Here is a 25,803-nt window from a genome sequence, read left to right on the forward strand (position 1 = left end):
TTTTTATGCTCGAAAAAAATAAACGACTTAGGTATAATTCGCGCAATCTAATCACGCTCACTTCATTAAGTAACTTCCCAAATGCTCTCTCGCTTTATCTTACTCGCTATTTTTATCATTTTGTGTACTTTACCAACTTTTACTTATGCCAAAGAAAAGCTAGAAACTGCCGATGCCTCAGACATACTTTTTAGCCTTAAAAAAGCCGATCAATCAAAACAACCGTCATCGGGCACCCTATTTACCGCCTCCGCACAACTTGGCCTTCTTTACCTAACGGGTAATACACGTAGTGCCGATATTAAAACAGGTTTAGATCTGCGCTTTGAAAGAGGCCTTTGGCGTAGCGCATTTGGTTTTGATTTATTATTGAAAAAAACAGAAATAGAAAATGAAAGTAGCGATGGTCAAGTCAGTAAAAGCTTTGATACTTCCGACCATAAGTGGAGCATTATTTCACAAACTAACTACACGCTTGATGCCACGAAACAAAACTATATCTACGGCAGTATTTTTTATGAAGAAGACCGTTTTTCTGGTTTTGACTCGCAAGGCTCTATTTCAACAGGTTGGGGACGACGATGGTTTGAAAATAAAGACACCAGCTTTGATGCCGATATTGGTCCGGGCTTTAAAAGAGATATACTCAATATTACTGAGGAAGAGATTGCCACAGGTATGTCAAATCAAACGCGAGATTCTTTTATTTTACAAGCACAAGCTCTTTATATAAAAAAATTAAATCAACATATTGAATTTAAACAAAATTTAATAATAAAGCATGCAATAGACAGTGGTGAAAACAGTGTTTATAAAGCAACATCTGCTATTACCAGTAAATTGATCGACTCATTACAACTTAAGCTTAAATTCACTATTGACTACAACTCTGAAGTTGACTCAGATAAAGAAAATTTAAATACTGAAACCTCTATCCTACTTGTTTATAGTTTTTAATCACCGTTGAAACTGTTGTCCATTTTTAATTTACTATAATGTCAGCAGAGAGTAGCAGTGTCACATTGACTGTCTAGTGCCATAACTCTACAATAACCCGCAATTAATTTACTATAAAAAAGGCATATTTATGGCTTTACCAGACAAGTTTATTTTCTCGATGAACCGCGTTTCTAAAGTGGTTCCCCCTAAAAGAACCATTTTAAAAGATATTTCCTTATCATTTTTTCCAGGCGCTAAAATTGGTGTCTTGGGCTTAAACGGTTCAGGTAAATCTACCCTACTTCGTATTATGGCTGGTCTTGATACTGAATTTGAAGGCGAAGCACACGCATTAGCGGGTACTAATATTGGCTATTTACCGCAAGAGCCTGTTTTAGATGAAGAAAAAACAGTGCGTGAGATTGTTGAAGAAGCTGTAGCTACGGTTAAAAATGCTTTAGCGCGTCTTGACCAAGTTTATAACGAGTATGCTGAAGAAGGTGCAGATTTTGATGCGTTAGCCAAAGAGCAAGGTGAGTTAGAAGACATCATCAATAGCAACGATGGTCATAATATTGATAACATTCTTGAACGTGCTGCTGATGCTTTGCGTTTACCTGAGTGGGATCAAGTAATAAGAGTATTAAGTGGTGGTGAACGCCGCCGCGTAGCACTATGTCGTTTATTGTTACAAAAGCCAGACATGTTATTACTTGATGAGCCAACCAACCATTTGGATGCAGAGTCTGTTGCATGGTTAGAGCGCTTCTTACATGACTACCCAGGTACTGTGGTAGCAATCACCCATGATAGATACTTCCTCGATAACGTTGCTGGTTGGATATTAGAGCTAGATAGAGGCCATGGCATTCCTTATGAAGGTAACTACTCTTCATGGTTAGAGCAAAAGGATGCCCGTCTTGAACAAGAAAGCAAAAGCGAAAGTGCTTTACAACGAACCATCAAGCAAGAGCTTGAGTGGGTCCGTTCAAATCCCAAAGCACGCCAATCAAAAAGCAAAGCCCGTATGGCTCGTTTTGAAGAGCTTAATAGCCAAGATCATCAAAAACGTAATGAAACTAACGAACTTTACATTCCACCTGGACCGCGTTTAGGTGATAAAGTATTAGATGTTAATAACTTAACAAAATCGTTTGGTGATAGAGTACTGATCGATAATTTAAGCTTTAGTGTACCTAAAGGCGCAATCGTAGGTATTATCGGGCCAAACGGTGCCGGTAAATCAACACTATTTAAAATAATGTCAGGTGCTGAGCAAGCTGACTCTGGCTCGGTTGAGCTGGGTGATACCGTTAAGTTAGCCAGTGTTGATCAATTCCGTGATGACATGGATGACACCAAGACAGTTTATCAAGAAATATCACAAGGTCATGAAATTTTACAGATTGGTAACTTTGAAATTCCAAGCCGCGCTTATGTAAGCCGCTTTAACTTTAAAGGCAACGATCAGCAAAAAATTATTGGTAACTTATCTGGTGGTGAACGTAACCGTGTCCATTTAGCAAAGCTTGTGCAAACAGGGGGGAATGTATTACTACTGGATGAGCCAACCAACGACTTAGATGTTGAAACATTACGTGCTTTAGAAGAAGCCTTATTAGAGTTTCCAGGTTGTGCTATGGTTATTTCCCATGACCGTTGGTTCCTTGACCGTATTGCTACCCATATTCTAGATTACCGTGATGAAGGTAATATCAACTTCTATGAAGGTAACTTCACCGATTATGAAGCTTGGTTGAAGAAAACTTTAGGCCCTGCAGCAACAGAGCCACATAGAATTAGATACAAAAAAATAGGCTAATGGCTTAGGTTCTGTTGAACTTTAGCGGTTAAAAACAATAAAAAACCAGTTGAAAATTTACTTTTTAACTGGTTTTTTTTATACCATAACTTTTTACTTTTCAAGTCAATAAGGCTATGCTGAAGTGACATTGTAGCTATTTAAATTTGGTAACTTACCAAGCGATTAACTGGGTTAGGCACTCATCTATTGACCTGAGCTATTTACCAAGCTATTTACCAAGCAAGGGACATAAAAAACATGGAAAATAAACGGCAATTTACCCGTATTTTATTTTCAATCAACGCAGAGCTGGAAATTGAAGGTAAGACATACCCTGTATCCATTCATGATATATCACTTAATGGCGCGCTAGTTTCTGCAATAAAGAGTGATCATTCATTAAAAGGTAAGCTTGGTCGCTTACATTTTTTATTATCAGATCAAGAATCAGCCGTTACTATGGCGGTTGTAGTAGTCCATGAAGAGGATGAGGAAACAGGCTTGCAATGCAATGCTATTGACATTGACAGCGTTACTCATTTACGACGTTTAATTGAGCTTAACCTTGGGGATAGCAAGCAGTTGAATAAAGAATTACGTCATTTATCACGATTATCTTAACTATAAAGTTATTAAGCTGTTAAGTTAACGTATAGGGGCTGTTAATCATTTTAAGTAAATTAGTATCAGCTGTTATTTTTACCCTGATCTTTTAGGAGCATTAATGAATCATTTAGTTATCTCTTGTATTGGCCCTGACAAAACAGGCCTAGTAGACACGCTATCAACAATAATTTCAAAGCATCAAGGCAACTGGCAAGTGAGTAGTCTACATCACTTATCTGGTTTTTTTGCCGGTGTTATTGAAGTTGCCGTTGAAAGTGCGCATAGCGCCAGCTTGATCAATGAATTAAAGACGATAAGTGGTTTACGTTGTCAAATTGAAATGGCAGAGCCCGATTTAGCCAGCACTGCGGCTAACTTAGTATTAGAGATTACCGCGAATGATAGAGCGGGCATAGTACAAGAACTCTCTTCGGTTATACATCACAAAGATGGTAATTTAATCAAGCTAGTGAGCTCTACAGATAGCGCCGCTTATACTGGACAAAATATCTTCAAAGCAACAGTAGAAATTGCTATTAATGAAGACTCTATTGATGCGCTAGTTAGTGCCTTAGAACAAATAGCTAATGATTTAATGGTAGATATCTCACGTTAACAGTGTTTAACCTTACCTTATAACACATATTTGAAAAAATATATTTAACCGGTTTATGAAGCGAAAACGCGTGTCATCGACACGCGTTTTTTACTTTATAGGTCGATTAAAAGTTTACGAAAAGAATGTTTAGCGTTTAAGGCTTACTTAAAGATAAGCTCGCTAAAAACTCTGCTGCTTTATTAATATCTCGACTGCGCTTCATATCAGGTAAACTTTTTAAGAAGGTTGCGCCATAAGGTTTATTAACTAACCTATCATCACAGATAACTAACACACCACGATCGCTAACATCTCGAATAAGCCGCCCTACCCCTTGCTTTAACGCTATAACCGCTTGAGGTAATTGAATTTGACTAAAAGGCTCTATACCTTGACGTCTAGCGTCCTCACAACGTGCTTGTAATAATGGGTCATCTGGTGAAGCAAAAGGTAATTTATCGATAATAACACAGGTAAGTTTATTACCGCGCACGTCAACCCCTTCCCAAAAACTTGCTGTAGCGAGTAATACCGCATCATCTTGTTCAACAAATTGCTCAAGTAATTTTTGTTTTGCCATTTTACCTTGTACTAATAATGGATTATCAATACTTTCAGCCAATATTTCAGCGACTTGATGCATGACTCGATAACTAGTAAAAAGCATAAAGCATGCGCCTTTACTCGCTTCTATTAAAGGCTTGGCCAATTCGGCAAGTTTTAAGGCACGGTTTTTATCATTGGCTTGCGGCAAATAACGCGGCACAACAAGCCATGATTGCGCCTTATAATTAAAAGGGCTACCAAGCATAAGCTGCTTCGCACTTTGTAAGCCTAAGTGTTGCGCAAAATGATCAAAGCTATTATCTACCGCCAAGGTTGCTGACGTAAAAATCCAGCCTGCGCCAGACTCTTTAACCACTGCACTAAACTTATCACTAACCGTTAACGGGGTTTGATGTAATACCACACTACGTGGTGTGGTTTCATACCAGAAACTCATACCATACGCTTCAACATTTGACATAACATCGTATTGAGCCAGTAGATTTACTGCCCTATCAAAACAGCTATCTATTGCTTCATTTCGTGACACACACAGCTTAATGACTTGATATAAAAAATCTAAATCTATTTTTAAGTCGCTAAACTTTTGTTTAAAATGGCTTTGTTTATGCTTTTCGCGCCAGTTACCACGCTCGGGATCGTAATTAAACAGTAAGCGAAATTCTTGGCAGGTTTTTTGTAGTTTTTCTGCAGCCAAACCTAATTGTTTAACATCGGTTAAGCTACTGCGATGGACTTGTAATACATCGGTACATAAATCTACCAACTGCTTACTAGAAAATGTCTGACCAAAGTATTCACTAGCAATATCGCCAATTTGATGAGCTTCATCAAAAATCATTACCTGCGCTTTAGGAATAAGTTCGCCAAAACCGGTATCTTTTAACGCCATGTCAGCAAAAAACAAATGGTGATTAACAATAATAATATCAGCATCACTAGCTTTTTGACGTGCTTTAACTAAATAACACGCTTCATAGTCTGGACAATCTCGTGCTAAACAATTATCCAAGGTACTAGTAACAAAAGGAAAAATACTAGAGTCTTCATTAACATTCACTATCTCACCAATATCACCACTTTGTGTTCCATTAGCCCAAGTTTTTACTTTAACCAAGTCTTGCAACATTTGTGCGTCAAGTTGACCACGACTATTTTGATATTGAGCTAAGCGGTAAGTACATAAGTAATTGGCGCGACCTTTTAATAAAGCGATTTGCGCATTGCTCGCTAAGGCTTTTTTTATCAGTGGAATATCTTTATGAAATAATTGTTCTTGCAGGTTTTTAGTACCGGTTGAAACAACAATTTTTATCGGCTTTTTAGGGTTTAACGATAAAAAAGCAGGGATCAAATAAGCAAACGTTTTGCCAGTACCTGTGCCCGCTTCAACAATAAGTGAAGATTGCTGGTCAATAGCATGAGCAACGTCAAGTGCCATATCAGTTTGTGCTTGACGAGGAGAAAAACCGTTAATGGCTTTCGCTAACGCACCTTCTTGCGAAAAGGCTTGGCTAACCTTACTTACTTGAGAAGTTTTACTAATTTTATTGTTGGTCATGTAAAACCAGAAGACGCAAAGGAGTATTTAGCCAGGCAGTATACTTAACAACAGCTTAAGCATAAAGGTCTAAGTGTTTACTATTACCTTTATCATTCTCTTTATCGCTACTTTCAATGTTTGTTTTTTCACTATCGATTTTTACTGATTTTTTATCGGTAAAGATATTATCATAAGTCTCATCAAGCGCTTTGACAGCTTCAACCTTTGGCTGTTTCAGCTTCACATGCTCTGCGGTTTCTTCTTCAATAGCATCTTCTACATCAATAGCGGCTTGGGTCTCAATAGGAGCATCAGCATGATTATCGTGCGGTGCATTTTCTGAGGATTGCTTTTCTTGACTGGATTTTTTAGCAAATACCCTACTCGAGTAGTACTCATCATCTTCAAGGCGTTCATCGTCTTGGCTCAATGCACTCATTGCAGTATTTTTTACCAGCGCCTTAACTTTTAAACTAGTCGGTTTAATAGGTACAGGAACTACACGCGTTAACTGAGTCGTAAAAATGTCCACCTTTAGCTCCTCCACGTATTAAAATAGTTTATAAGTGCCTTTGACTTCCCCGTACTTTAACGCCTTACTTTAACGATTTAAAAAAACGATTAAAAAAATAAAAATAAAAATATTGTTGATATCTTTATTATCGGCTATTTATTAATAATCTTTAGTAAATTAAGTCACTCACTTATACGTCATTACTATACTGACACCAGCTAGTGCTTTCCCCACCATGCCTTTTAGCTGGGTTTACTGCTTTATTAAATAAGTTTTGCGTAAGCTTCAGTGTAAAGCAATGTAGCATTATTATTTTTTACTTATCCATACTGATAAATTTATCGTCTGAGTACACTACAATATCATCCCTACCTGTTTCTTTAGCTTGATAAAGCGCTTTATCTGCGCCATTAAAAACATCTACGGTGTTGAACACTTTATGGGTAAAGTTTGAAATACCATATGAACAGCTTATCTTTAATGTTTTGTTCTTTTTTCGTAATTTAAATTTTAAACTACTCAATACTTTACGTATTTTTTTAGTTAGCTCAAACGCCATATCAAGGTCTGTTTCGGGTAAAATAAGAATAAATTCATCACCGCCAAAGCGCGCGATATAATCAGAAGAACGTAGAGTGTTTTTTAAGGTTTCTACTAAACTTTTCAACACTTGATCACCAATACTGTGACCAAAAGTATCATTGATACCTTTAAATCTATCAACATCAATGAGTACTAACGTTAAGGGACGCTTAGTCGTTAACCAGTGCCCCCTTTCTTTATTAATAACCTGCACATAACCTTTGCGATTGCCCACTCCGGTGAGCTCATCAATTAAATTAGTCTCTTTGGCTAAATTTAACTGTCCCTCAAGTTTTTCAATGAAGCTAGTGGCATTGCTAATTTTTTCATCTAGCGTTTGAATAGTTTTAATATTAGCATTATGCGTTTCGTTTTGTGATTTAGCATAATTATTGATAATTTCAGACATTAATAAAACACTATGATTGATATGTTTTTGCATACCTTTAATAGTATTTATACGCTTGGCCTTAACTTCCATACTTTCCAATTCCGACACCATAGCAAGTTGTACTTGATTAGTATGACTTTTGGCCGAGGCCATCAACTTATCAATGATAGCGGTTTCTTTCAAAGCCCTAATTAAGTTGGTATGAATATCATTAAGTATTTCTTCAGCCCAACAACGCTCTTGTTGAAGTAATAAAGCTAAATACTCTGCAGTACCTGCTAATAAATCAATAGCTTTAGAAAAAGATCCTTGGTTATCGGGAATTTGATGACTAGCCTCGTATAAAAGGTTTCTAATAAAAGTGTCATTGGGGTACATCTGAATTAATTGTCTTGAAATAGTGACGACTTCTTTAATTAATCGTTTACTAGTTGAAAACACATCTCCAGTCACCAACTCAGTGTCTTCAGTCGCGATATATTTAATAGAAGCAACTACCTTGGAGCCTTCTTTTGATTCTTTTAGCTGACTTAATTCATCAGCTAAATATACTAACGCTTTACCCGCTGCAATCATCAACGTATGAGTAGATTGTTCTAAGTTAATTTTAGCTAATATAGCAGTGAGTTTTTCTTTTTGGATGGGTAAAATATTTTTGTTAGCACTTTGACTTATTAATAATTTAAACGCTGCTATATCTCTTTCCAGATCTTCACGCTCTAATTCATTAATGCTTTGCTGCATTTTAGTATATTGCTCTACAAGCGAAGCAAAAGTATAAATAGCATCATTAGCGTGTAAGGTATCGGCAATACTCTGCACTTGACCGCCTAAAGGGCCAGAGCTTGGCAAGCTATTAACAAAATGGCCTAATGCGCGCTTAAGCTCATTGTTAGCTTTATTGAGTGAATTTAACTCTTGATTCATTTCTCTTCCTCATCCTAGAGGTCAGCCACATAAAGTTAGCATAAACAGGCGTCAGTGCTCGATAATATAGAGAACATAGCATCTATTTTTCAATAGTAGCTGCTTTAGTCGGTAATGTTTACTCTTTCCATTGAAAAGTATACAACAACAGTGGAAAAATTCATCAAGAAATAACCTAGTTAGCATGTTAAAAATCTATAACTACACTAGTTAATTTTTGTCCTTACTTGATTGACCGCAACTTTCTTTCATAGAGCGTTGCGGTGTTATACGGTCAACTCATTGGCTGACTTTAATATGAATAGAAATGCTAATATAAGGTTGCACCTATTTTTCAGCTAACGTGATTTTTTGGGCAAATAAACCATCAACGCTCAAGCTACCTGCCCCTTGTAAAGTGATGGCAACAAGTGCAAGAAAAAGTGTTAGTACGTATTCATAACCGTTATTCGACATAAACAAACCGTTACCAATATGCACGGTAAAAATTGCCACTAACATGGTAACCGCAGCGACTGCTGCTGCTGGGCGAGTCAGCACGCCTATGGCTATTGCTAAGCCGCCAAAAAATTCAGCACTGCCGGCTAAAAGTGCCATCAAGAAACCCGGTACAATACCAATGCTCTCCATCCATTGTCCCGTAGCCTCTAATCCATAACCACCAAACCAAGCAAACAATTTTTGTCCGCCGTGTGCAGCCAAAATTAACCCAATAGGTACGCGCAGTATAAGACCCGCAAGTCCGGCATTAGAGGTGAATAATATGTTAGTAAGTGAAGTTTTCATAATTGAGTCCTGTAGATAGCTTGGGGGTTATCTTGTCCCCGTTCGATGAGATGGACACACTTTACTATCAACATAAACAAAGAGTAATCTGGTATTTATTGAATAATTAACAACGTTTTATTTATAATTTATTTAAGGGACGTGGTAACCCCCCTCACTTGATACTCAATAAGATCGTGCCGTTTGATTAAGCAATGACTGGTCCCACGTCGGTGGTGATCCGTAATAGTTTTCAATGAAATCAATAAAACACCTGACTTTACTGGGCAGTAATTTCCGATGGGCATAAACGGCATATAACCCAAGCGGCTTTAACTCAAAGTCAGCTAATACTTGTGTTAATTGACCACTACTAATGGCGTTACTGGCAATAAACGTTGGTTGTAGTGCTAACCCGGCTCCTGCTATTGCCGCTTCCACTAAAATATCACCATTATTGCTGTCAAAACCGCCACGGGTATCAATATTTTTAGCATTTAGCCATTGATAAATATTATCTTTACTATCTATTTCAGAGTAATTGTAATGTAAGTAACGGTGGTTTTTCAGATCTTCAGGTTGCTTAGGTGTACCATGCTTTTTGAGGTATTCAGGTGAAGCGCATAAAATGACGCGAATAGGAGCGATGTATTTGGCAATCAGTGATGAGTCTTTAAGATTGCCAATGCGCAGTGCAATATCAAACCCTTCATCAACAATGTCTATTTTCCGGTCGTTAAGCTGTAACTCTATATTAACTAAGGGATATTGCAATTGAAAGTCAGTGATCAACTTAGCCATATGTTTTAATGCAAAGGAGACAGGGGCACTTATTCTTAAGGTGCCTTTAGGATTTTGTTGTAAGCCACCTAGCTGCGAGTCCATTTCATCAATACTTAATAATATTTGCTGCGCATGCTGAACGTAGTGAGTACCTGCTTCTGTAAGGCTCACCTTACGAGTGGTTCTATTTAGTAAGCGTATACCAAGCTGATCTTCTAACTTAGCCACATATTTGCTTACCAGTTGTGGTGATAGCTGCATACTGGTGGCAGCATTACTAAAGCTACCTTCGGCTACTACCGCTACAAAAGCACGCATTGCCTCAATTCTATCCATTTTTTGTCTCGCTCATTTGCACTCTTGTTAAATTAGCTGCGTTAAATGGATACTAGTATCCATTTAACTATCAACATAATGTTGTTAGTTATTCAATATTATCCATATTACTCTTTTATTCCATTGATAGTAAAGTGTGCTTCTTAAATGAAGCCTTATAGACAGTATTGCTTAATTAATGGCATACATTAACAGTAAGTAACTGCTTAGGAGTGATGACGTGACCAAGCCAACGCCTAATAAAGTGCCAAATCAAATGCCGAACCAAAGATCTGGTGACTCATTTAACACCACAGTAACGCAGCCGCTATTTTTTATACCTCACGGTGCCGGTCCTTGTTTTTTTATGGACTGGCAACCGAGCAATATGTGGCACAAGATGGCTGACTTTTTAAGAAGTATCCCGGGGCGCTTACCACAGTCACCAAAAGCTATTTTGCTTATCAGTGCCCATTGGCAAGCTTCTGAGTTTCGCCTAACGGCGAGTAAACAGCCTGAGCTTATTTATGATTATTACGGATTCCCAGAGCATACTTACCAACTTACTTATCAAGCAGTCGGTGCGCCTAGCTTAGCTAAACGAATTAGTAACCTACTGACAGACGCTGGGTTGAACAATGAACTTGATACTAGCAGAGGTTTTGATCATGGCGTATTCGTGCCGTTAAAACTTATGTTTCCTGACGCTGATATTCCCGTGCTGCAATTGTCATTGCGTAATGATCTCGACCCTGCAGCACATTTGCAAGCAGGTAAAGCAATTGCCGCATTACGTAACGAAGGGGTATTAATGATCGGGAGCGGTATGTCCTTTCATAATATGCGCGGCTACGGTGATGACAATTTTACCGCACCGTCAGAAGTCTTTGATCAATGGCTAAGTAACACGGTTAGCGCTACTGCCGACGAAAGAAACGCAGGTCTTAGTAATTGGTCACAAGCTCCAGCAGCGCTTAAATCGCATCAGTTAGGAGAAGAGGAACACCTCATACCACTCATGGTTGTGGCAGGCGCTGCAGGTAATGATCAAGGTACTAAAGTTTATTCTCAGCAAGTGCTTAAAACGCAAATATCAGCCTTTCAGTTTGGTTAATAAGACCTTAAAGTTTTGTCGCGTAAGCTACTGAGGAGTTCAACCAGAACACTAGCTTTTTAGGTGCAGCATTGCCTGTTGTAGTGGCATTATTGAGAGTATGGTCACTAAGCCTTTCAGCACTATGCGTGAATTGCGTCGTTATGTTCAAGATGAAACAAAAGTATCCCGTGAGCACCTTTATGGTAGTTATTGCAAGCAGGGGATATCAAAAGATGGCCATAAGGCCATTAAACTGCAAGGTGCTTAAGAAAATAGTTAATAAAATATGGCGAGACATTTTTCTCGGTGACAATAATTAGGAATAACAAATAATGAATATTTTACATATTAACAGTAGCACTAGAATCGAGGAGTCAAACACTCGCACAATTGGCAAGTTTTTAACTGACTCTTTAGCTGGCGATGTTGTCCATAGAGACTTAGCGTTTAACCCATTACCACCAATTAGCGCCGAAGAGTTAGTTGCTGTGCATGGCTCAAAGGCAAGCGACGACGATGCTATTACGGCACAGCTTAAGCTTTCAAATACTTTGATTGCCGAGTTACAGCAGGCTGATGTGCTAGTTATTGGCGCGCCTATGTATAATTTTGGTGTGCCAGCAACCTTAAAGCAATGGATTGATGCCGTTTGCCGAGCAGGTGTGAGTTTTCAGTATACCAATGAGGGCCCAGTAGGCTTATTAGACATTAAAACAGCCTTTATTATCACTGGCACAGGTGGTACGCCTATTGGTAGCAATATAGATTTTACTAGCGACTACCTTGAGCATATTTGTCGTTTTATTGGCGTCAAAGAGATTGTACATATAGAAGCGAGTGGCTCTAAAGGCTCTCCTGCTACGTTATTAGCATCGGCTAAGCAAAAAATTGCCGCAGTATTAGATAACGCAGAGCTGTTTAGCTAAGCAAAGCAAAAAGATGTACAGACAGCCATGCCTGTACATTAAACAACCAAATATACATACCACAGCTTTTCAGCTGTGGTAATCATTTAGCAGAGTAAGCCGTTAACTCCCCCTCCTTATTGAGATGCCTTGTCGACTCAGTTCAATACTCATGACTTAAACGCGGCTGTTTGTTTAAGTGCTCTTTAAAGCAAGTTTACTTTATCTGACTTAATTGGGTTATTTATACAGGGAAACGTAGAGCTTATTCTATACTCTATACGTTTAATACGATTTGAGTTGTGTATTAGCTAAACTAACTTGAGGAGAAGAGATCATGAAAATAATCAATCTATGTTTACTAACACTATTAATGAGTCTACAAGTTGTTGCGAAAGATCGATTAGAAATGTTTGAAGATTATGAATTAAGTAAAGAAGTACTCTCTGTTACTACCGTAAAAGTAGATCCCAACATGGAAGATGTTTATTTAGCTGGTTTAACAAAGAGCTGGATAAAAGCAGTAAAAATTCAAAAGGAATTGGGCTACATAAAAGACTGGAATATATGGGCAAGTGAATTACCACAAAGCGGGGATTTTAATTTGGTGTTAACGGTCACCTTTACTAGCGCGGAAGATTTAGAGCCTAATAAAGCTAAATATGATAATTTTATGAAAAAATGGGGGAAAGAAAATCAAAAAATTTCTGAAGAAACATCAGCTAAGTACCCTGAAGTAAGGGAGTTAACAGGTGAATATAGATTAAGAAAAGTAATTTTCAAGTAAAAAATTTAACTTTGCTATAACTCATTTTTTATATCAAGCGGTATATAAAACGCTGTTTGGTTATAGCAATTTGAAGTGCTTTTAGTGCGATTAACCTCTCAAAATTACATTAATTAAATGATTTACTTTATTGTTAAGCCATAAATGTAAAAAAGACAACTCCCCTTGCTAAACTAAAATGTTCTGCACATGTGAAATAGCTTGTTCAATTGGCATCGGTCTACCAAGTAAATATCCTTGAACCTTATCAACGTTAAGTTCTTTAAGGGCGTTTAACTCTTCTGCTGTCTCAATACCCTCTGCAATAATGATGCAATCTATCGCTTTTGCAAATCCGCATAATGCTTTCGCAAGTAAAAATTTTTTCCGATCTCTGTGAATATTTTGCGTAAGACTAATATCGAGTTTTATAATATCTGCTTCAAGTTCTAAAATATGTTTAAAGCTAGAGTAGCCCGCCCCCGCATCATCAATGGCTAAACGAACACCCTGCTCTCTAAGTGGCTTGAGTGCCTCACGAAAGTCGGCATAACTACTGATTGGTGAATGCTCGGTAATCTCTAACACAATGCGTCTAGTATCAATACCTGATAATATTTTTGCTACAGCCCCACTTAAAATATATTCTGGCGATGTGTTTATCGAGATATACAGGTCTTTTTGAAAATCCCCCATACCTTTAATGGCATTGTTAATTGCCATCATTTCGAGTTCCTCGCCCAAGCCAACTTGTGATGCTTCATTAAACCAAACATCTGGAGTTATATAAGGGGTTGAAACAAATCTCGATAAAGATTCAAAACCTGTGACTTGATTAGTAATAAGGCTATAAACAGGTTGGTAATGAATTTCTATTTTATTAGGCTCTAACATTAACAGTGTTCTCTGCTCTATTGCTTTGTGAGCATCTTCAACGTCAATATGCTGTTCAATTAAGTCACTAACAATATCCGCAATAACGCTTAAAAATGATAAGTCCCTTTTGTTGAGCGTATCATCAGGCGATTTTTTATAGCAACAAAATGTACCGTATGTTTTACCAGTAGAAAGACGTATTGGCACTCCCATATAAGAACCAATAGACAATTTATTGGTGACAGATAAGGTTTTGGTAATATTATCATTGTTAGTATTTTGAATAATATTAGGCAAAGTATTATCGACAATCCTTTGGCAGTAAGTTTGCTCTAGTGGGTCTGATTCACCTACATTTATTGGTGGCACTTCATGTTTAGCATCAATAAACCTAAACACTCTCTCACCATCTATAAACTCTGAAATAAAAGCGACTTCCATATTCAGGTGCTTGCGAATAATAGATAAAATATTCTTTAACTGACTATTGACGTTGCCGCTATTATTTTTATTCAGTATAAGAGATTGTAAATCATCACTTTTCATATTTTTCCAGATTTGTAGTATGAGGTATTATTAAAGAGTTATTTATTATTGGCTAGAATATTGAGAGACTGAAAACAGCCAATGTTACCTATTGCCGCTTAAACGATGTGGCAATAAGTTCTTTTATTTATCTAGAATGAATAGAGAGTTTCTTCTTCTCGTTTAAGCGACAATGCTAAAGTGATGAACCATTACTCTTACTTTGCCAATAAAGATCAATAATTAATTAATTTTATTAGTGGTATTCATAAAGTGATAGGGAAAATGTAGCGCATCTTGTGCTTAAAAATAACGGTCTAAAAACTTGTGATCTATTTTTGCGTAGCCAACGTTTAACTGATGATATTATTATTAAGTGAAGAGTTTTTATGTGGTTTAGTTCAAAAGTTAATAAAAAACGATTAGCAAAGCAGTTAGTTGTCACACACCCGTTAGCCGCTATTGTGGTAGATAAACAACAAAAAATAGTTGCGGCTAATGATGAATTTAGCCAGTTAGCTAACCGTTTACCAGAATCCGATCTCAATCAGGCCTTTATCACTTTACTTAAGCGTTATGACAAAATTAGCAACACCATTATCTATAATGACTCGTTACATCTAAGTCAACAGGTTATGCCTTTAACCTTTAAAGGTCTTGAGTCTTACGCACTTTATCTGTTTAAGCCTCTACCTATACAAGCATTGACTGAACAAACTTGGCAAGACTTATTAACGTTTAGTAAAAATGCCTGCGTGGTATTTGATAGCAATAAAAACCTAGTCATGGCTAATTTACAGTCGGTGAATATTGATGACCTTTATTTAGATGAAAATGATACTCATTTGCTACAAATTTTAGAAAGTAGTTATAAAAGTAAAGATCATATGCTGTGCTTATCCGAGCAAGATAACCTTTATTTTCGCGTAATGCGTCATACCATTGATCCGAACGGTCAACAGTTAACGGCGTTTGTATTGTCTCATCAACCAAAAAATTCAAATTTAAAGCAATTTGAAATGTTATCTAAGGTAGTAAGTAATACCAGTACAAGTGTATTAATTACCGATAAAAATGGCTTAGTAGAATACGTTAACCCAGGTTTTGAGAAACTTTCAGGTCATACACTCGAAGAGGTTAAGGGCAAAAAACCTGGCTCTTTATTACAAGGTAAGCAAACAAATCAAGACACCATTAAACGCATATCAAAAAAAATTAAAGCGAAAGAGCCTTTTTATGAAGAGATACTAAATTTTGATAAAAGTGGTGTACCTTATTGGATTGTTTTAGCCGTTAACCCTATTTTCAATGAAGCGGGTGAGCATACCGGTTTCGTAGGTGTTAGTTCAGATGTACGTGAAATAAAGCAAATAGTTTTAGAGCAAGTTAATCAAAGAGATGCCATCAGTAGCCATTCAGCTGTTTTAGAATTTGATGAAAAAGGTCATTTTATTTTAGCGAATGAATATACCCAAAAACAACTCAATATTTTTAATGACCCAACTATGCTTACCGTCATTGGTAATTTAAAAGATCATTTAGACCCGTCAGGGTTGCAGATGATACAACGAGGCGAAGCTACTGAGGTAATGATGACACTAAACCATCAAGGCATTGAGGTAATTTTAGACTGTATCATTTCATCAATAACAGATTTAAATGGCGATATTGCTAAGTATGTGGTCTTTGGTAATAACGTCTCTTCGCGTAACAAGTTAGTGACCGAAACCCATCATTCTATGTCGACGGTGTTAAGCAAAATTCAAACGACGGTAACGACAATAAACGCGGTAGCGGATCAAACTAATTTACTCGCACTTAATGCCGCTATTGAAGCAGCAAGAGCAGGTGAAGCTGGCCGAGGCTTTGCCGTAGTAGCCGATGAAGTACGTAACCTTGCGAAAACATCTAATCAAGCCGCCGTTCAAATTGGTCTTTTAATTAATGAAACTCAATCGCATGTTGATCAACTCGCTTCATTTTTAAGAAAATAAGCGCTTATTACTTAGCAATAAACGCTTGAAAAAACTTATCACTAACAATGTTGACCTTCAATAGTCACTAACACCACAAGGATAGTGGTGGGTCCATAGAGACCGCTTTTATAATATCTGTGCGTGAAATAATGCCAACCATTTTGCCATTACCTTCTAATATAGGAATAGTATGTAAATGGTTATTGACTTGTAATGCCGCAATACGCCTTATGTCTGTGACCGGTTCAGCGGTATAAACTTTTGATTGCTCATTTAAGAACAGCGTCTGTACATTTTTTGTTTTATCGCCTTTTGAAGTAGTACCATGCTTCAAAATATATTCATAAAGTTGTTGTCTAGATAGACTGCCGATAAGTTGTTGTTGGCTGTTGATGATTGGAAACTCCTGATAAGGGAGCCGAGTAAACTTTTCAATAACGGATGTTAATACGTCACTATGAGTAATAAGCTCTACCGGAGAAGTCATTATTTGATAAGCGTGACAAATTAACTCTTTTTGGTCTGGCTTACTAATAACCTTATTATAGGCATCAAGTGCTTTGTTAGAAGGCTTATAACCCTTTTTATTGATAAGAGATAATTCATCTATTTCTTCAAAGCTTCGTGACTTCTCAGATACCATTGTCTTTTGAACACGGTAAAGCTCCTCCAGTGGACCAGAAAAGGTTCTACCATTGGGTGTATATATTGCGAACATAATAAGTCACCTTGACAGAGTAAATAAATCACATGATATTAGCGGCTGTTGATCTTTCGAGATTACTTTTACAGCAACTTATTTGGTATTTAGACAAACCAGAGCATCTGACGTGTAGCTAGCTACACGAACATGTGATAACGCCGTATAAATTTCAAACCTGAAAGATCAACAGACCCTAGTTAATATAACCACTACCAATAGCACTAAAAGGGAGTACTAATTCAAGCTCTGGTACCTGAGCCCCCAGCCAAGCGACAAAAGTATTACTATTAGGACCAGGAAAAACACGGTATTCATTCATCCAAGGGTATAGTGCTATTGCCGCTTTAATTTTAGGAATAAGCAGTGACGCTTTATCTCCCTTAATTGAGAGCAATAACTCTGGCCTTGAACCGTACCAATACCTATCTGGCGTAGCTGTTTGATAGTGCTTTATAGCAGGTAGCCCTTGTTTTACTTGCCAACCCACCACTTCATAAACACTATATTCAATGGCTTTTTCTTCTTTTATAGCAACCCAAGGATGGACTGCAAACCAACCACGCCAGCTAAAAGCATCTGCAGCATAAAACTCTATCACAGCCCTACTATCTTCACTGGGCAAAGAAGCGATACCTGCTGGTTCTCTACTGGCTGTTTGCCAACTATCATGACTACACGCATTGAGTAGCAATATAATAAAAACCACCGTAAAAAATTTCATATTGCCTCTTCGTAAAAAATACATTGCGCGTTAATTATTTATAACACAAATTAAACAAGGTAAAAACTTGTCGAGTGGGTCGGTTATCGGTACGTTATTATTTTTGGGAAAACAAGGCTTCCCCGCTATTAAAATAAGCGGTGGAAACTAAGTTTTAAGGCTGCTGCCACCTCAAAGCGTGTTGTTATATATTAGCTACTGACTCTGCTTGGTTTTAGGCCAGTTCCACGCATACCAAACAGTAGCGATTGAAAGTAATATTTCAATCGCCGTTAGATATAAATAGAAAACCCATGTCGTTTCTAGGTTTACCGCAATAAGAAGGACTACGTATAAAGTAGGCATAATTATATTTAACCCACGATTAATACTTGGCTTTAATACTAGAGTAAGAAATATCATTACACTAGGAATAGACATAAGTAGAGCTACTGCAAAGAACTCTAATTGAATCGCTTCCTTAGCTGATGTTACTTGCATCGCGTTAGCTAAAACGCCAGGAACATAAACTTCAATATAATCACCATATACATAGCAAAACATAACAGCGACCCAAAGCGACGATATTACTAGCTTTACGTTGATTGGGAAGTCTTGAAAAACACTCGTTGAACTATTAGTCGAACTCATTTGAACTCCATTTCCTGAGAAAAAGTTAATATGCCACCCATGATAATAACAAGTAATGTGACACACTGCTGTTATCTATTTTGCCAGTTAACGGCTTATGGAGTGAAGTTATTAACCCGACAACGCAATTTTTCCGATAAATTGACTAACTTATTGAATTTTACTCGTGCTAAGTCTGTCGCCGTGCAGATACCTTCAACAACTTATTATCGATGGCATGATACGTGTAACGCCTCATTCAGAGACAAATAATTGTTGGCTATAATCGCGAAGCGATGGCCAAAAGTTATTAACTAACTATTGACGCCATAGTCTCTTGTTAGCATTTATTTGGCAATTGCTTGCCTTTAAAGTATTTAACATCTGCAATACTTAACATTGCTAGATCCTCATCAGTATCCCCATAAGCAAAAATTTTATGGAATACGCTCAGGTTTATTTCATTATGAATTGAAGATACTTTTCTGTAACCGCTACAATCCCCATTCACGTATTTACCAGAATACTTACCATTAACTAGTTCAAGTTCACTGCATAAGACTTTAACGCCTTGCTCAGAACACCATAAATTTAGGTACGGTGATAAGGATGCTGACACAACATATACTTCATCTCCATTTTTCTGATGCCACTGGATTTTTTGTAGCATATTATTTCTAATAACTGTGGGTAGGTAATTATTTACAAAATCTGTTGCTACATGTGAAATATCAGTTTGTTTTCGATTTTTAAATGAAACCCAGGTGATTAAAGGGCGAACTTTAGATGCAGACAATACATTAAATTTATACAAAAGAATCACAGGAGAAAGCAGTATATAACCAAACAATAATCTAAGGGTTGGCGTCGAAGCCATGATAAATTTAGTATAAGTATCTTGTGTAGTAATCGTTCCATCAAAATCGAAAAGTGCCAAATTCACCGATATCCTCCTTGAGTACTAAGGCTGCCTTAAGCGGTAAGTAGCCGTTGGCTAAAATGTAAAGCGAAGCGGAACCAGCCAAATGTTTTAGTTCCGTTTAAATTGACTTGTTTATGTGTACACGCTACACATATACAATTAAAGCTATTCAGTTAAAGTTTCAGGTTTCGAGAAGAAGACGAAAGGAATAGCTAACGGTCCTACAACTAATGAGACTAAAACCCAAAACGTGATTTTAGCTTTGCGATGCTTAGCCACGTAATAACACACAAGAATACTGATTAGATTTATAATTATTAAAACTGCCATTTAAGTTCCCGCTTTCTAAATAAAATTAAATTCGTAAACTGTCTATCGGATCATACGTACACATAGACACAATGACTCCCCACGAGGTGCTAGCCTCTGAACGTGGGTTAGTTTGACAAACCAGAGCCATACTATATGTGTCAACAATATAAAACAGAGGCTAGCATGATAAAACATAACATACTTTTCATTGGCTTAGATACACATAAAACATTTACTGAAGTGGCTTACATAGAAGACCAACGCGGGGCTAAATCAACCCACCTAGGCAGAATTCTCAGCAATAAAGCCGCGTTCAAGAAACTCGCTAGACAACTTCAGTCTAAATATCCTGATGCAACACTGCATTTTGTGTATGAAGCAGGACCTTGTGGCTATTGGATTTATCGTTTACTGACCAGTCTTCATCACTGTTGTTATGTTATTGCCCCTTCGCTTATCCCCAAAAAACCTGGTGAGCGCATTAAGACCGATAAACGTGATGCATTGAAATTAGCAAAACTGCTCAAAACAGAAGAATTAACACCCATTTATGTACCTGAGCCAGAAGATGAAGCAGTAAGAGACTTATCTCGTTCACGGGAAACCGCGATGAAAGACTAAAACGTTTAAAGAGACTGGATAATGAGTTAACGCATCAAGTTAAAAACTGGCGATATTATCGCGTTGTTAAAGCCGTACAAGCACTGCGTGGTGTCAGGTTGTTAGTGGCAACCGGTGTTATCGCTGAGCTAGGTGATTTAACACGGTTCGACCACCCCAGAAAATTAATGAGTTACCTTGATCTCGTACCAAGTGAACACTCAAGTGGCGGTGATCGGCTATCGATAACCTTTAACCTGTAGCACTTATGTAGCAACATAGCTTCACACTTATTCTTTAAATTGCATCACTAAAAGGTCAAAAAATATATGGGGCTAACTCTTTTGTGACTTTAATAAACCCCATAAGACGAAAATAAGATACTTTTGCGGGTATTTCACAATTATTTATAGACTATTTTATAGGTCAATTTCTCTGTTCTACCACACTCCTTTATTCAGTAACCTAATGATGTATAATCAAATCTATTAAAAATAATTCAAATGGAATTGTAATGGGTGATAGTTTTAAAAAGTCAGAAGAATGGTGTGCACTACTTGAATTATTAAGGCAAGGACAAAAAAATACAACTTTTCAACCCATTCTTTGGGTTGGTGCAGGGCTTTCAGTTCCTGCGGGCTACCCAACCACTGATCAACTTATTGGGTTACTAAAAGATAATAGTGTAAAACCACTGCCAAATTTTGTGCCAAATGATATTACATTTCCTTTAGAGTCCGTAAATAGATCTTTTACTTTATGGATACAAAATTTTGCACAAATTAATGGTTATGGCCGATTAAATAAGGCTCTATCAAGCATTTTTTTACCTTTACCAAATGAACCAACTTCTACCCATTTAGCCCTAACAACCAACCTTTGGAAGAATATTTTCACAACTAACTATGATCAATTATTGGAATCAGCTTTAGACAGAAATAAAATTAATTTCAATTTAGTAACTCAAGAGGATAATTGTGGACTCGAACAAAATGATTTCATTTCGCTATATAAAATTCATGGTGGAGTTACCAATATAAGAGAATGGACTCTAGATGAACAAAGCTATTTGAATTTTTCAGATAAATACCCATTTCTTGACGCAAAACTCAAAGCTACCTTACTTGCTCATTCTATTGTATATGTTGGTTGTTCAATGGTAGATCCTAGAGTTATTGAGTGGTATCAATATTGTGCAGACAAAAAACTATCAAGCCAACTTGAGTACTCTATAGTTATCATAAGAGAGAGTGCTTGGGAAAGTTTGCCAGAAGAGCTTCAGCAACTTTATTTACGATCTAATATACATCCATTATTTTTTGAAAATTTTGATGAACTTCCTCTTTTATTTAGTGAAGTTAATAATGAGCTTAACAACACAAATATTGAAAAAGTAAGTAAAGTAGAGTTATCTATTTTAGATGTGGAGCAAAGAAAAGAAAGAGAAAAACAAATATTAGATGATCTGCTATATGAGACTGTTTCTCCATGCATGATTGATATTATTGCATCAATTTGGTTAGAAGTTCCCAAAAACACCCAATATACAGATCACTTAAAAGCGATAGGTGGAGCAAAAACTAAGAACCAAGGTGAAATAGCATTTAAGAGTCTATTAGATGATTTTGTTGAGCTTAGCAAAAAGCTAATTGGCACTAAACTCGAATTTAAATCTAAAGAAAAAGTTTTTCTACTATTAAATTCAGTTTTAAAAAAACACTTTCCAACACATCTATCACTCGAAAGAATTGACTATAACCCACATACACTTTATGGCTCTTTACACTTACATACTACAGAAGAAGAAAGTATTTATAATGATGAAATTATAAGTAATGCTTTTAGTAATATATTGAAAGAATTCTGTGAGCTTATAATTGATTGTAGCAATGCTCTTCCTTCATGGACTAAAGAAAACCTATATGCTCAACTAAATGAGCATGAACCTCTGTTCAAAAATCTTAGAGAAGAATTAGGGCGATGGAAAGAAAGTAGTTCAAGTGAAGTTGATGAAGTTGTTTTAATCGAGGATGAGTTTAGACGAGCAATAGCAAGACGTTTTGATGAGTTGAAAATTTTTGGTCTTAGCTTTGGCAAGAGAACAAGAAAATATCAATTAAGTGTCGCATATATATCTTTAACTACAGAAACAGATTTTAATAATTCTGAAGATAATAAAGTCATGTCAACCAATGAAGCTCTTACTTGTTATACTAGGCTTGTGATTCTAGGAGAAGCAGGACAGGGAAAAACTACTCTTTTACAATGGTTAACTGTTCAATGTGGTCGTCGTTCATTTGGAAGTGATCAAGCTGATTTCAATAAAAAAGTTCCCGTTTTAATTCAGCTAAGATCCATTCTAAATGAAAGCTGTTTACCCGATGAATTAGATTTCTATGCCTTTATGACTGAAGGGATAGAAATTGAGAAAACACATACCGAATGGATAGGTAATATTCTGGAAAATAAGCTAGCTATTATAATGATTGATGGCTTTGACGAAGTACCTAAAGAGAGAAGGCAAGAAGTGCTCGATTGGATTGAGATACTTTGTGAACGATATAATGGAAACCAGTTCATACTTACATCACGTCCGTCTGCTTATGAAAATACCTCATTAGAACACCTCGACTTCAATGTAATTCAATTGCAAACGATGGATAGGAAAGCTCAATCTGATTTTGTTGAGCATTGGCATCACGCAATAGCTTTAGAATACGACAAAACCAAACCAGATGCTCTACACCAACAAGCAGTAAGCCTATTAGAAAAGTTAAGGCAGCAAAAAGTATTAAGAAACTTAGCTCAAAATCCACTTTTATGCGGTGTTTTATGCATGTTGCATCATGATCGAAATGGATATTTACCAAAAGATAGAACGGATTTATATGAATCAACATGTCGATTGTTTCTTGATAGCAGAGATCGTGAAAAGAAAGTTATTGAAACAGATAAGTTCACCTTATTAGACCTGAGAAACAAAGAATCACTTTTATCAGATATCGCCTTTTGGATGACCAATAACGGTAAAACATCTATATCTCCAGACATTTTGAAACAAAGATTAAAGTCAAAAAGTAAAGATATGCCTGAATTATGGAGATATATATCTGCTGAGGAATTGGAATTGTTTTTCCTGGAGCGAAGTGGGTTATTAGTTCAAGTCGGATTGAATGAAATTCAGTTTACGCACCGAACATTTCAAGAATTTTATACGGCAAAATATATAATATCTGAGAATGACACCGAGTGTTTGTCTAAAAATGCAGGAAATGACTATTGGAATGGAACAATACAGTTAGCAATAGGGTTACGTACATCAAAAATAGAAAATGAAAAATATTTAACTGAATTATTATCGAAAGCCAAAGACTTCGAGTCTGATCATGATTTGAATTCCGCAACATCTCTATATTTATTAGTATTAAGTTGTAAAGAGAACATGAGAGAAATTACCCCTCGATTTTCTTACCAATTAAAAGAGGTAATCAAAAAAGTTGTTCCACCTCCCACAGCAAAAGCAAGAGATGCTTTAGCATCAGCAGGAAATATTGCTATTCCATACCTTGCTAGACCTAAAGGGGGAAGATCTATAATTAAAGACCATTATTGTGCTTTAGCATTGATTAAGATTGCAACGCCTGACGCTTACATTATGTTAAAGGATTACTTTAAAGATAATAGAATTTCATATATTCGAAAATTGTGTACTGACATAAAGAAAATGGATTGTGAAGTTGCTAAAGAATCTAATTTGATTGAAGCTATACTAGCCGATGGTATTAATAGTTATGATCAATCAATCAGAGTAATGTTATCTTTTTTAACCCAAGAAAAATCACTGCTTGAGGATGGAATTAATCAAGGCGATTTATTCGGTTATGAGCGAAAATGGAAATTTTCTCAAGGGCTTGCTCCTTTAGCTAAGCTCGACGAAGATGAAATAGTTCAGCTAGATTTAAGTAGTTGTAGCTATACTGATTTAGATATAATTAATAAGTTTAGTAAACTTGAAGTTATTGATTTATCAAATTCTATAATAGATAGGCTCCCCTCATTTATAAATTCACCAATTATCAATATTCTTAATTTAAACGGTGTGAGAATCCGCCATTTAAATAGTTTGTCTGAATTAAGAAAGTTAACCAAGTTAAAAAATTTAGATATTTCAAACACGAACATCGATGATATTTCACCTATCTCAGATTTAACCATGTTAGAAAATTTGAATTTAGAATATACAGGGATAGTCGATGTCAGCCCATTAGCCAATTTAACAAAGTTAAAAAAATTAAATGCTTGTTTGCTTAGTTTTGATGACTTTAATGTATTATCTGGTTTAAGTGAGCTTATTTCCTTAGATTTAAGCTATTGCTCAATATCCCATATGGATAGCTCCCCTTTAGCAAATTTAGTTAACCTAAGGAATCTTAACTTATGCTACTCCGATATTAGCGATATTAAATTTTTAGAAAACCTGCACCTTTTAAATGAGTTAGACTTGTCTCAAAATTCAATTGTTGATATATCTGCTTTAAATAACCTCGATACATTAACTAAATTAAATTTATCTCAAAATTCAATTGTTGATATATCTGCTTTAAATAGCCTTGATGCATTAACTAAATTAGATTTATCTCAAAATTCAATTGTTGATATATCTGTTTTAAATAACTTTAGTGAACTGACAAACTTAAAACTATCAGAAAATAAAATTACTGATGTATCAGCTTTAGATAAACTTAAAAAGTTGAGACGTTTAGATTTATCTAATAATGATGTTATCAATATCCAATTTTTATCTACACTAACAGAGATGAGAGTTATAGACTTGAGCAATACAAAAGTTGATTCTCTGGGAGCGTTGGAAAATTTAGATAAGTTAACTTTTTTAAAGTTGTCTAATTTAAAAAATATCGATTATAAACCAATAATGCACCATTCAAATATAAGACACATCCAAGTGGGTTATCTTGCTAGCAAAGATATTGATAAAAAATACTTTAAATCAAAGCCTTATATATTTTAATTTGAACTATACATCGTATTATTAGCCCTTTGCAGCCATAAAGAAGATGCCTATTTTGAGATCTAATTCATAATAGGTATCTAAATTAGCTTAGATAACCATTTCAGAATATTTATTAATAATTATTAAGTGGGGTCAGGTACACTTTATTAATTATCAGGTTACCCATAATGATTTCAATAGTAGCAACGATCAGTTACCAATCTTTCAATGTCAGCTTTCGTATCTAAATGAACATAAACTTCCCTAATTTTGGGCACTGATTTATGACAGTTTTGTGGCAAAAGTGAATGTTAGTTCATGAGTATTAATACTATCTTATTTAATGTCTGACGTGGTTTAATGGATTCGACTACCCCAGTTAAGACATAATAAGCTTAACTGGAGAACAGAAATGGCAAAACGTAAAAAATATACCAAAGAATTTAA

General features: G+C 36.2%; 20 protein-coding genes and 1 pseudogene. 11 read left to right on the forward strand and 10 right to left on the reverse strand.

Translation table 11 applies throughout. The features are described 5' to 3' along the window. The first annotated feature begins 81 nt into the window (after positions 1-81). The 4 genes from FCS21_RS14940 to FCS21_RS14955 all read left to right on the forward strand — a co-directional run bounded on the left by FCS21_RS14940 (position 82) and on the right by FCS21_RS14955 (position 3,965). Positions 82-957 carry a DUF481 domain-containing protein gene (locus FCS21_RS14940; RefSeq protein ID WP_138624349.1) on the forward strand — a complete coding sequence of 292 codons (876 nt, stop codon included), beginning with the start codon at positions 82-84 and terminating at the stop codon, positions 955-957. Between the two features lie 130 nt (positions 958-1,087). Further along, positions 1,088-2,761: an energy-dependent translational throttle protein EttA gene (gene ettA, locus FCS21_RS14945; RefSeq protein ID WP_138624350.1), complete on the forward strand. Its 1,674-nt coding sequence runs from the start codon at positions 1,088-1,090 to the stop codon at positions 2,759-2,761. 240 nt (positions 2,762-3,001) lie between these two features. Then, positions 3,002-3,364 (forward strand): PilZ domain-containing protein, encoded by a 363-nt coding sequence (locus tag FCS21_RS14950; protein ID WP_138624351.1) that lies wholly within the window; start codon positions 3,002-3,004, stop codon positions 3,362-3,364. 103 nt (positions 3,365-3,467) lie between these two features. Further along, positions 3,468-3,965 carry a glycine cleavage system transcriptional repressor gene (locus FCS21_RS14955; protein ID WP_118056197.1) on the forward strand — a complete coding sequence of 166 codons (498 nt, stop codon included), beginning with the start codon at positions 3,468-3,470 and terminating at the stop codon, positions 3,963-3,965. Positions 3,966-4,101: 136 nt separating this feature from the next. Here the strand turns inward: FCS21_RS14955 and yoaA are convergent, their stop codons facing one another. From yoaA to FCS21_RS14980, 5 genes are all read right to left on the reverse strand, one after another. After that, positions 4,102-6,075: a DNA repair helicase YoaA gene (gene yoaA, locus FCS21_RS14960; RefSeq protein ID WP_138624352.1), complete on the reverse strand. Its 1,974-nt coding sequence runs from the start codon at positions 6,073-6,075 to the stop codon at positions 4,102-4,104. A gap of 55 nt (positions 6,076-6,130) precedes the next feature. Next, complete coding sequence (locus FCS21_RS14965) at positions 6,131-6,589, reverse strand: hypothetical protein (RefSeq protein ID WP_138624353.1); 459 nt, start codon at positions 6,587-6,589, stop codon at positions 6,131-6,133. A gap of 298 nt (positions 6,590-6,887) precedes the next feature. After that, a complete protein-coding gene (locus tag FCS21_RS14970) occupies positions 6,888-8,471 on the reverse strand; it encodes a GGDEF domain-containing protein (protein ID WP_138624354.1) in 1,584 nt (527 codons plus the stop codon). Between the two features lie 327 nt (positions 8,472-8,798). Next, positions 8,799-9,257, reverse strand: a complete 459-nt coding sequence (locus FCS21_RS14975; protein ID WP_138624355.1) for a DoxX family protein — start codon at positions 9,255-9,257, stop codon at positions 8,799-8,801. Between the two features lie 165 nt (positions 9,258-9,422). Further along, a complete protein-coding gene (locus FCS21_RS14980; protein ID WP_138624356.1) occupies positions 9,423-10,355 on the reverse strand; it encodes a LysR family transcriptional regulator in 933 nt (310 codons plus the stop codon). A gap of 220 nt (positions 10,356-10,575) precedes the next feature. Here FCS21_RS14980 and FCS21_RS14985 point away from each other — a divergent pair, with 220 nt between their 5' ends. The 4 genes from FCS21_RS14985 to FCS21_RS15000 all read left to right on the forward strand — a co-directional run bounded on the left by FCS21_RS14985 (position 10,576) and on the right by FCS21_RS15000 (position 13,122). Further along, the gene (locus FCS21_RS14985; protein WP_246047293.1) at positions 10,576-11,448 is read left to right on the forward strand and encodes a DODA-type extradiol aromatic ring-opening family dioxygenase; all 873 of its coding nucleotides are present in this window, start codon (positions 10,576-10,578) and stop codon (positions 11,446-11,448) included. Between the two features lie 100 nt (positions 11,449-11,548). Next, positions 11,549-11,698, forward strand: a complete 150-nt coding sequence (locus FCS21_RS14990) for a siderophore-interacting protein (protein ID WP_138624357.1) — start codon at positions 11,549-11,551, stop codon at positions 11,696-11,698. 64 nt (positions 11,699-11,762) lie between these two features. After that, positions 11,763-12,356: an FMN-dependent NADH-azoreductase gene (locus FCS21_RS14995; RefSeq protein ID WP_138624358.1), complete on the forward strand. Its 594-nt coding sequence runs from the start codon at positions 11,763-11,765 to the stop codon at positions 12,354-12,356. Between the two features lie 316 nt (positions 12,357-12,672). Next, positions 12,673-13,122 (forward strand): hypothetical protein, encoded by a 450-nt coding sequence (locus FCS21_RS15000; RefSeq protein ID WP_138624359.1) that lies wholly within the window; start codon positions 12,673-12,675, stop codon positions 13,120-13,122. Between the two features lie 168 nt (positions 13,123-13,290). Here the strand turns inward: FCS21_RS15000 and FCS21_RS15005 are convergent, their stop codons facing one another. Next, a complete protein-coding gene (locus FCS21_RS15005; protein WP_138624360.1) occupies positions 13,291-14,523 on the reverse strand; it encodes a sensor domain-containing phosphodiesterase in 1,233 nt (410 codons plus the stop codon). A gap of 368 nt (positions 14,524-14,891) precedes the next feature. On the opposite strand from FCS21_RS15005, the gene FCS21_RS15010 reads away from it, so the two are divergent. Continuing rightward, on the forward strand, positions 14,892-16,496 hold the full coding sequence (locus tag FCS21_RS15010; protein ID WP_138624361.1) for a methyl-accepting chemotaxis protein: 1,605 nt from the start codon (positions 14,892-14,894) through the stop codon (positions 16,494-16,496). Between the two features lie 67 nt (positions 16,497-16,563). On the opposite strand, the gene FCS21_RS15015 is transcribed toward FCS21_RS15010, so the two are convergent. The 4 genes from FCS21_RS15015 to FCS21_RS15030 all read right to left on the reverse strand — a co-directional run bounded on the left by FCS21_RS15015 (position 16,564) and on the right by FCS21_RS15030 (position 19,454). After that, positions 16,564-17,196: a CBS domain-containing protein gene (locus tag FCS21_RS15015; RefSeq protein WP_138624362.1), complete on the reverse strand. Its 633-nt coding sequence runs from the start codon at positions 17,194-17,196 to the stop codon at positions 16,564-16,566. A gap of 178 nt (positions 17,197-17,374) precedes the next feature. Further along, positions 17,375-17,902, reverse strand: coding sequence for a DUF3750 domain-containing protein (locus FCS21_RS15020; protein ID WP_138624363.1), 528 nt, complete (start codon positions 17,900-17,902; stop codon positions 17,375-17,377). A 195-nt stretch (positions 17,903-18,097) separates the two neighbouring features. After that, positions 18,098-18,532, reverse strand: coding sequence for a DUF6326 family protein (locus FCS21_RS15025; RefSeq protein WP_138624364.1), 435 nt, complete (start codon positions 18,530-18,532; stop codon positions 18,098-18,100). 319 nt (positions 18,533-18,851) lie between these two features. Next, the gene (locus FCS21_RS15030; protein ID WP_138624365.1) at positions 18,852-19,454 is read right to left on the reverse strand and encodes an HAD-IB family phosphatase; all 603 of its coding nucleotides are present in this window, start codon (positions 19,452-19,454) and stop codon (positions 18,852-18,854) included. 474 nt (positions 19,455-19,928) lie between these two features. Between FCS21_RS15030 and FCS21_RS15035 the strand changes: the two are divergent. Both FCS21_RS15035 and FCS21_RS15040 read left to right on the forward strand, forming a co-directional pair. Next, positions 19,929-20,584: pseudogene (locus tag FCS21_RS15035) on the forward strand (IS110 family transposase); the annotation flags it as partial. A gap of 275 nt (positions 20,585-20,859) precedes the next feature. Then, a complete protein-coding gene (locus FCS21_RS15040; RefSeq protein ID WP_138624366.1) occupies positions 20,860-25,374 on the forward strand; it encodes a leucine-rich repeat domain-containing protein in 4,515 nt (1,504 codons plus the stop codon). Positions 25,375-25,803 lie beyond the last annotated feature (429 nt).

The sequence above is a fragment of the Colwellia ponticola genome (genome assembly GCF_005885605.1).
GTDB lineage: Bacteria > Pseudomonadota > Gammaproteobacteria > Enterobacterales > Alteromonadaceae > Colwellia > Colwellia ponticola.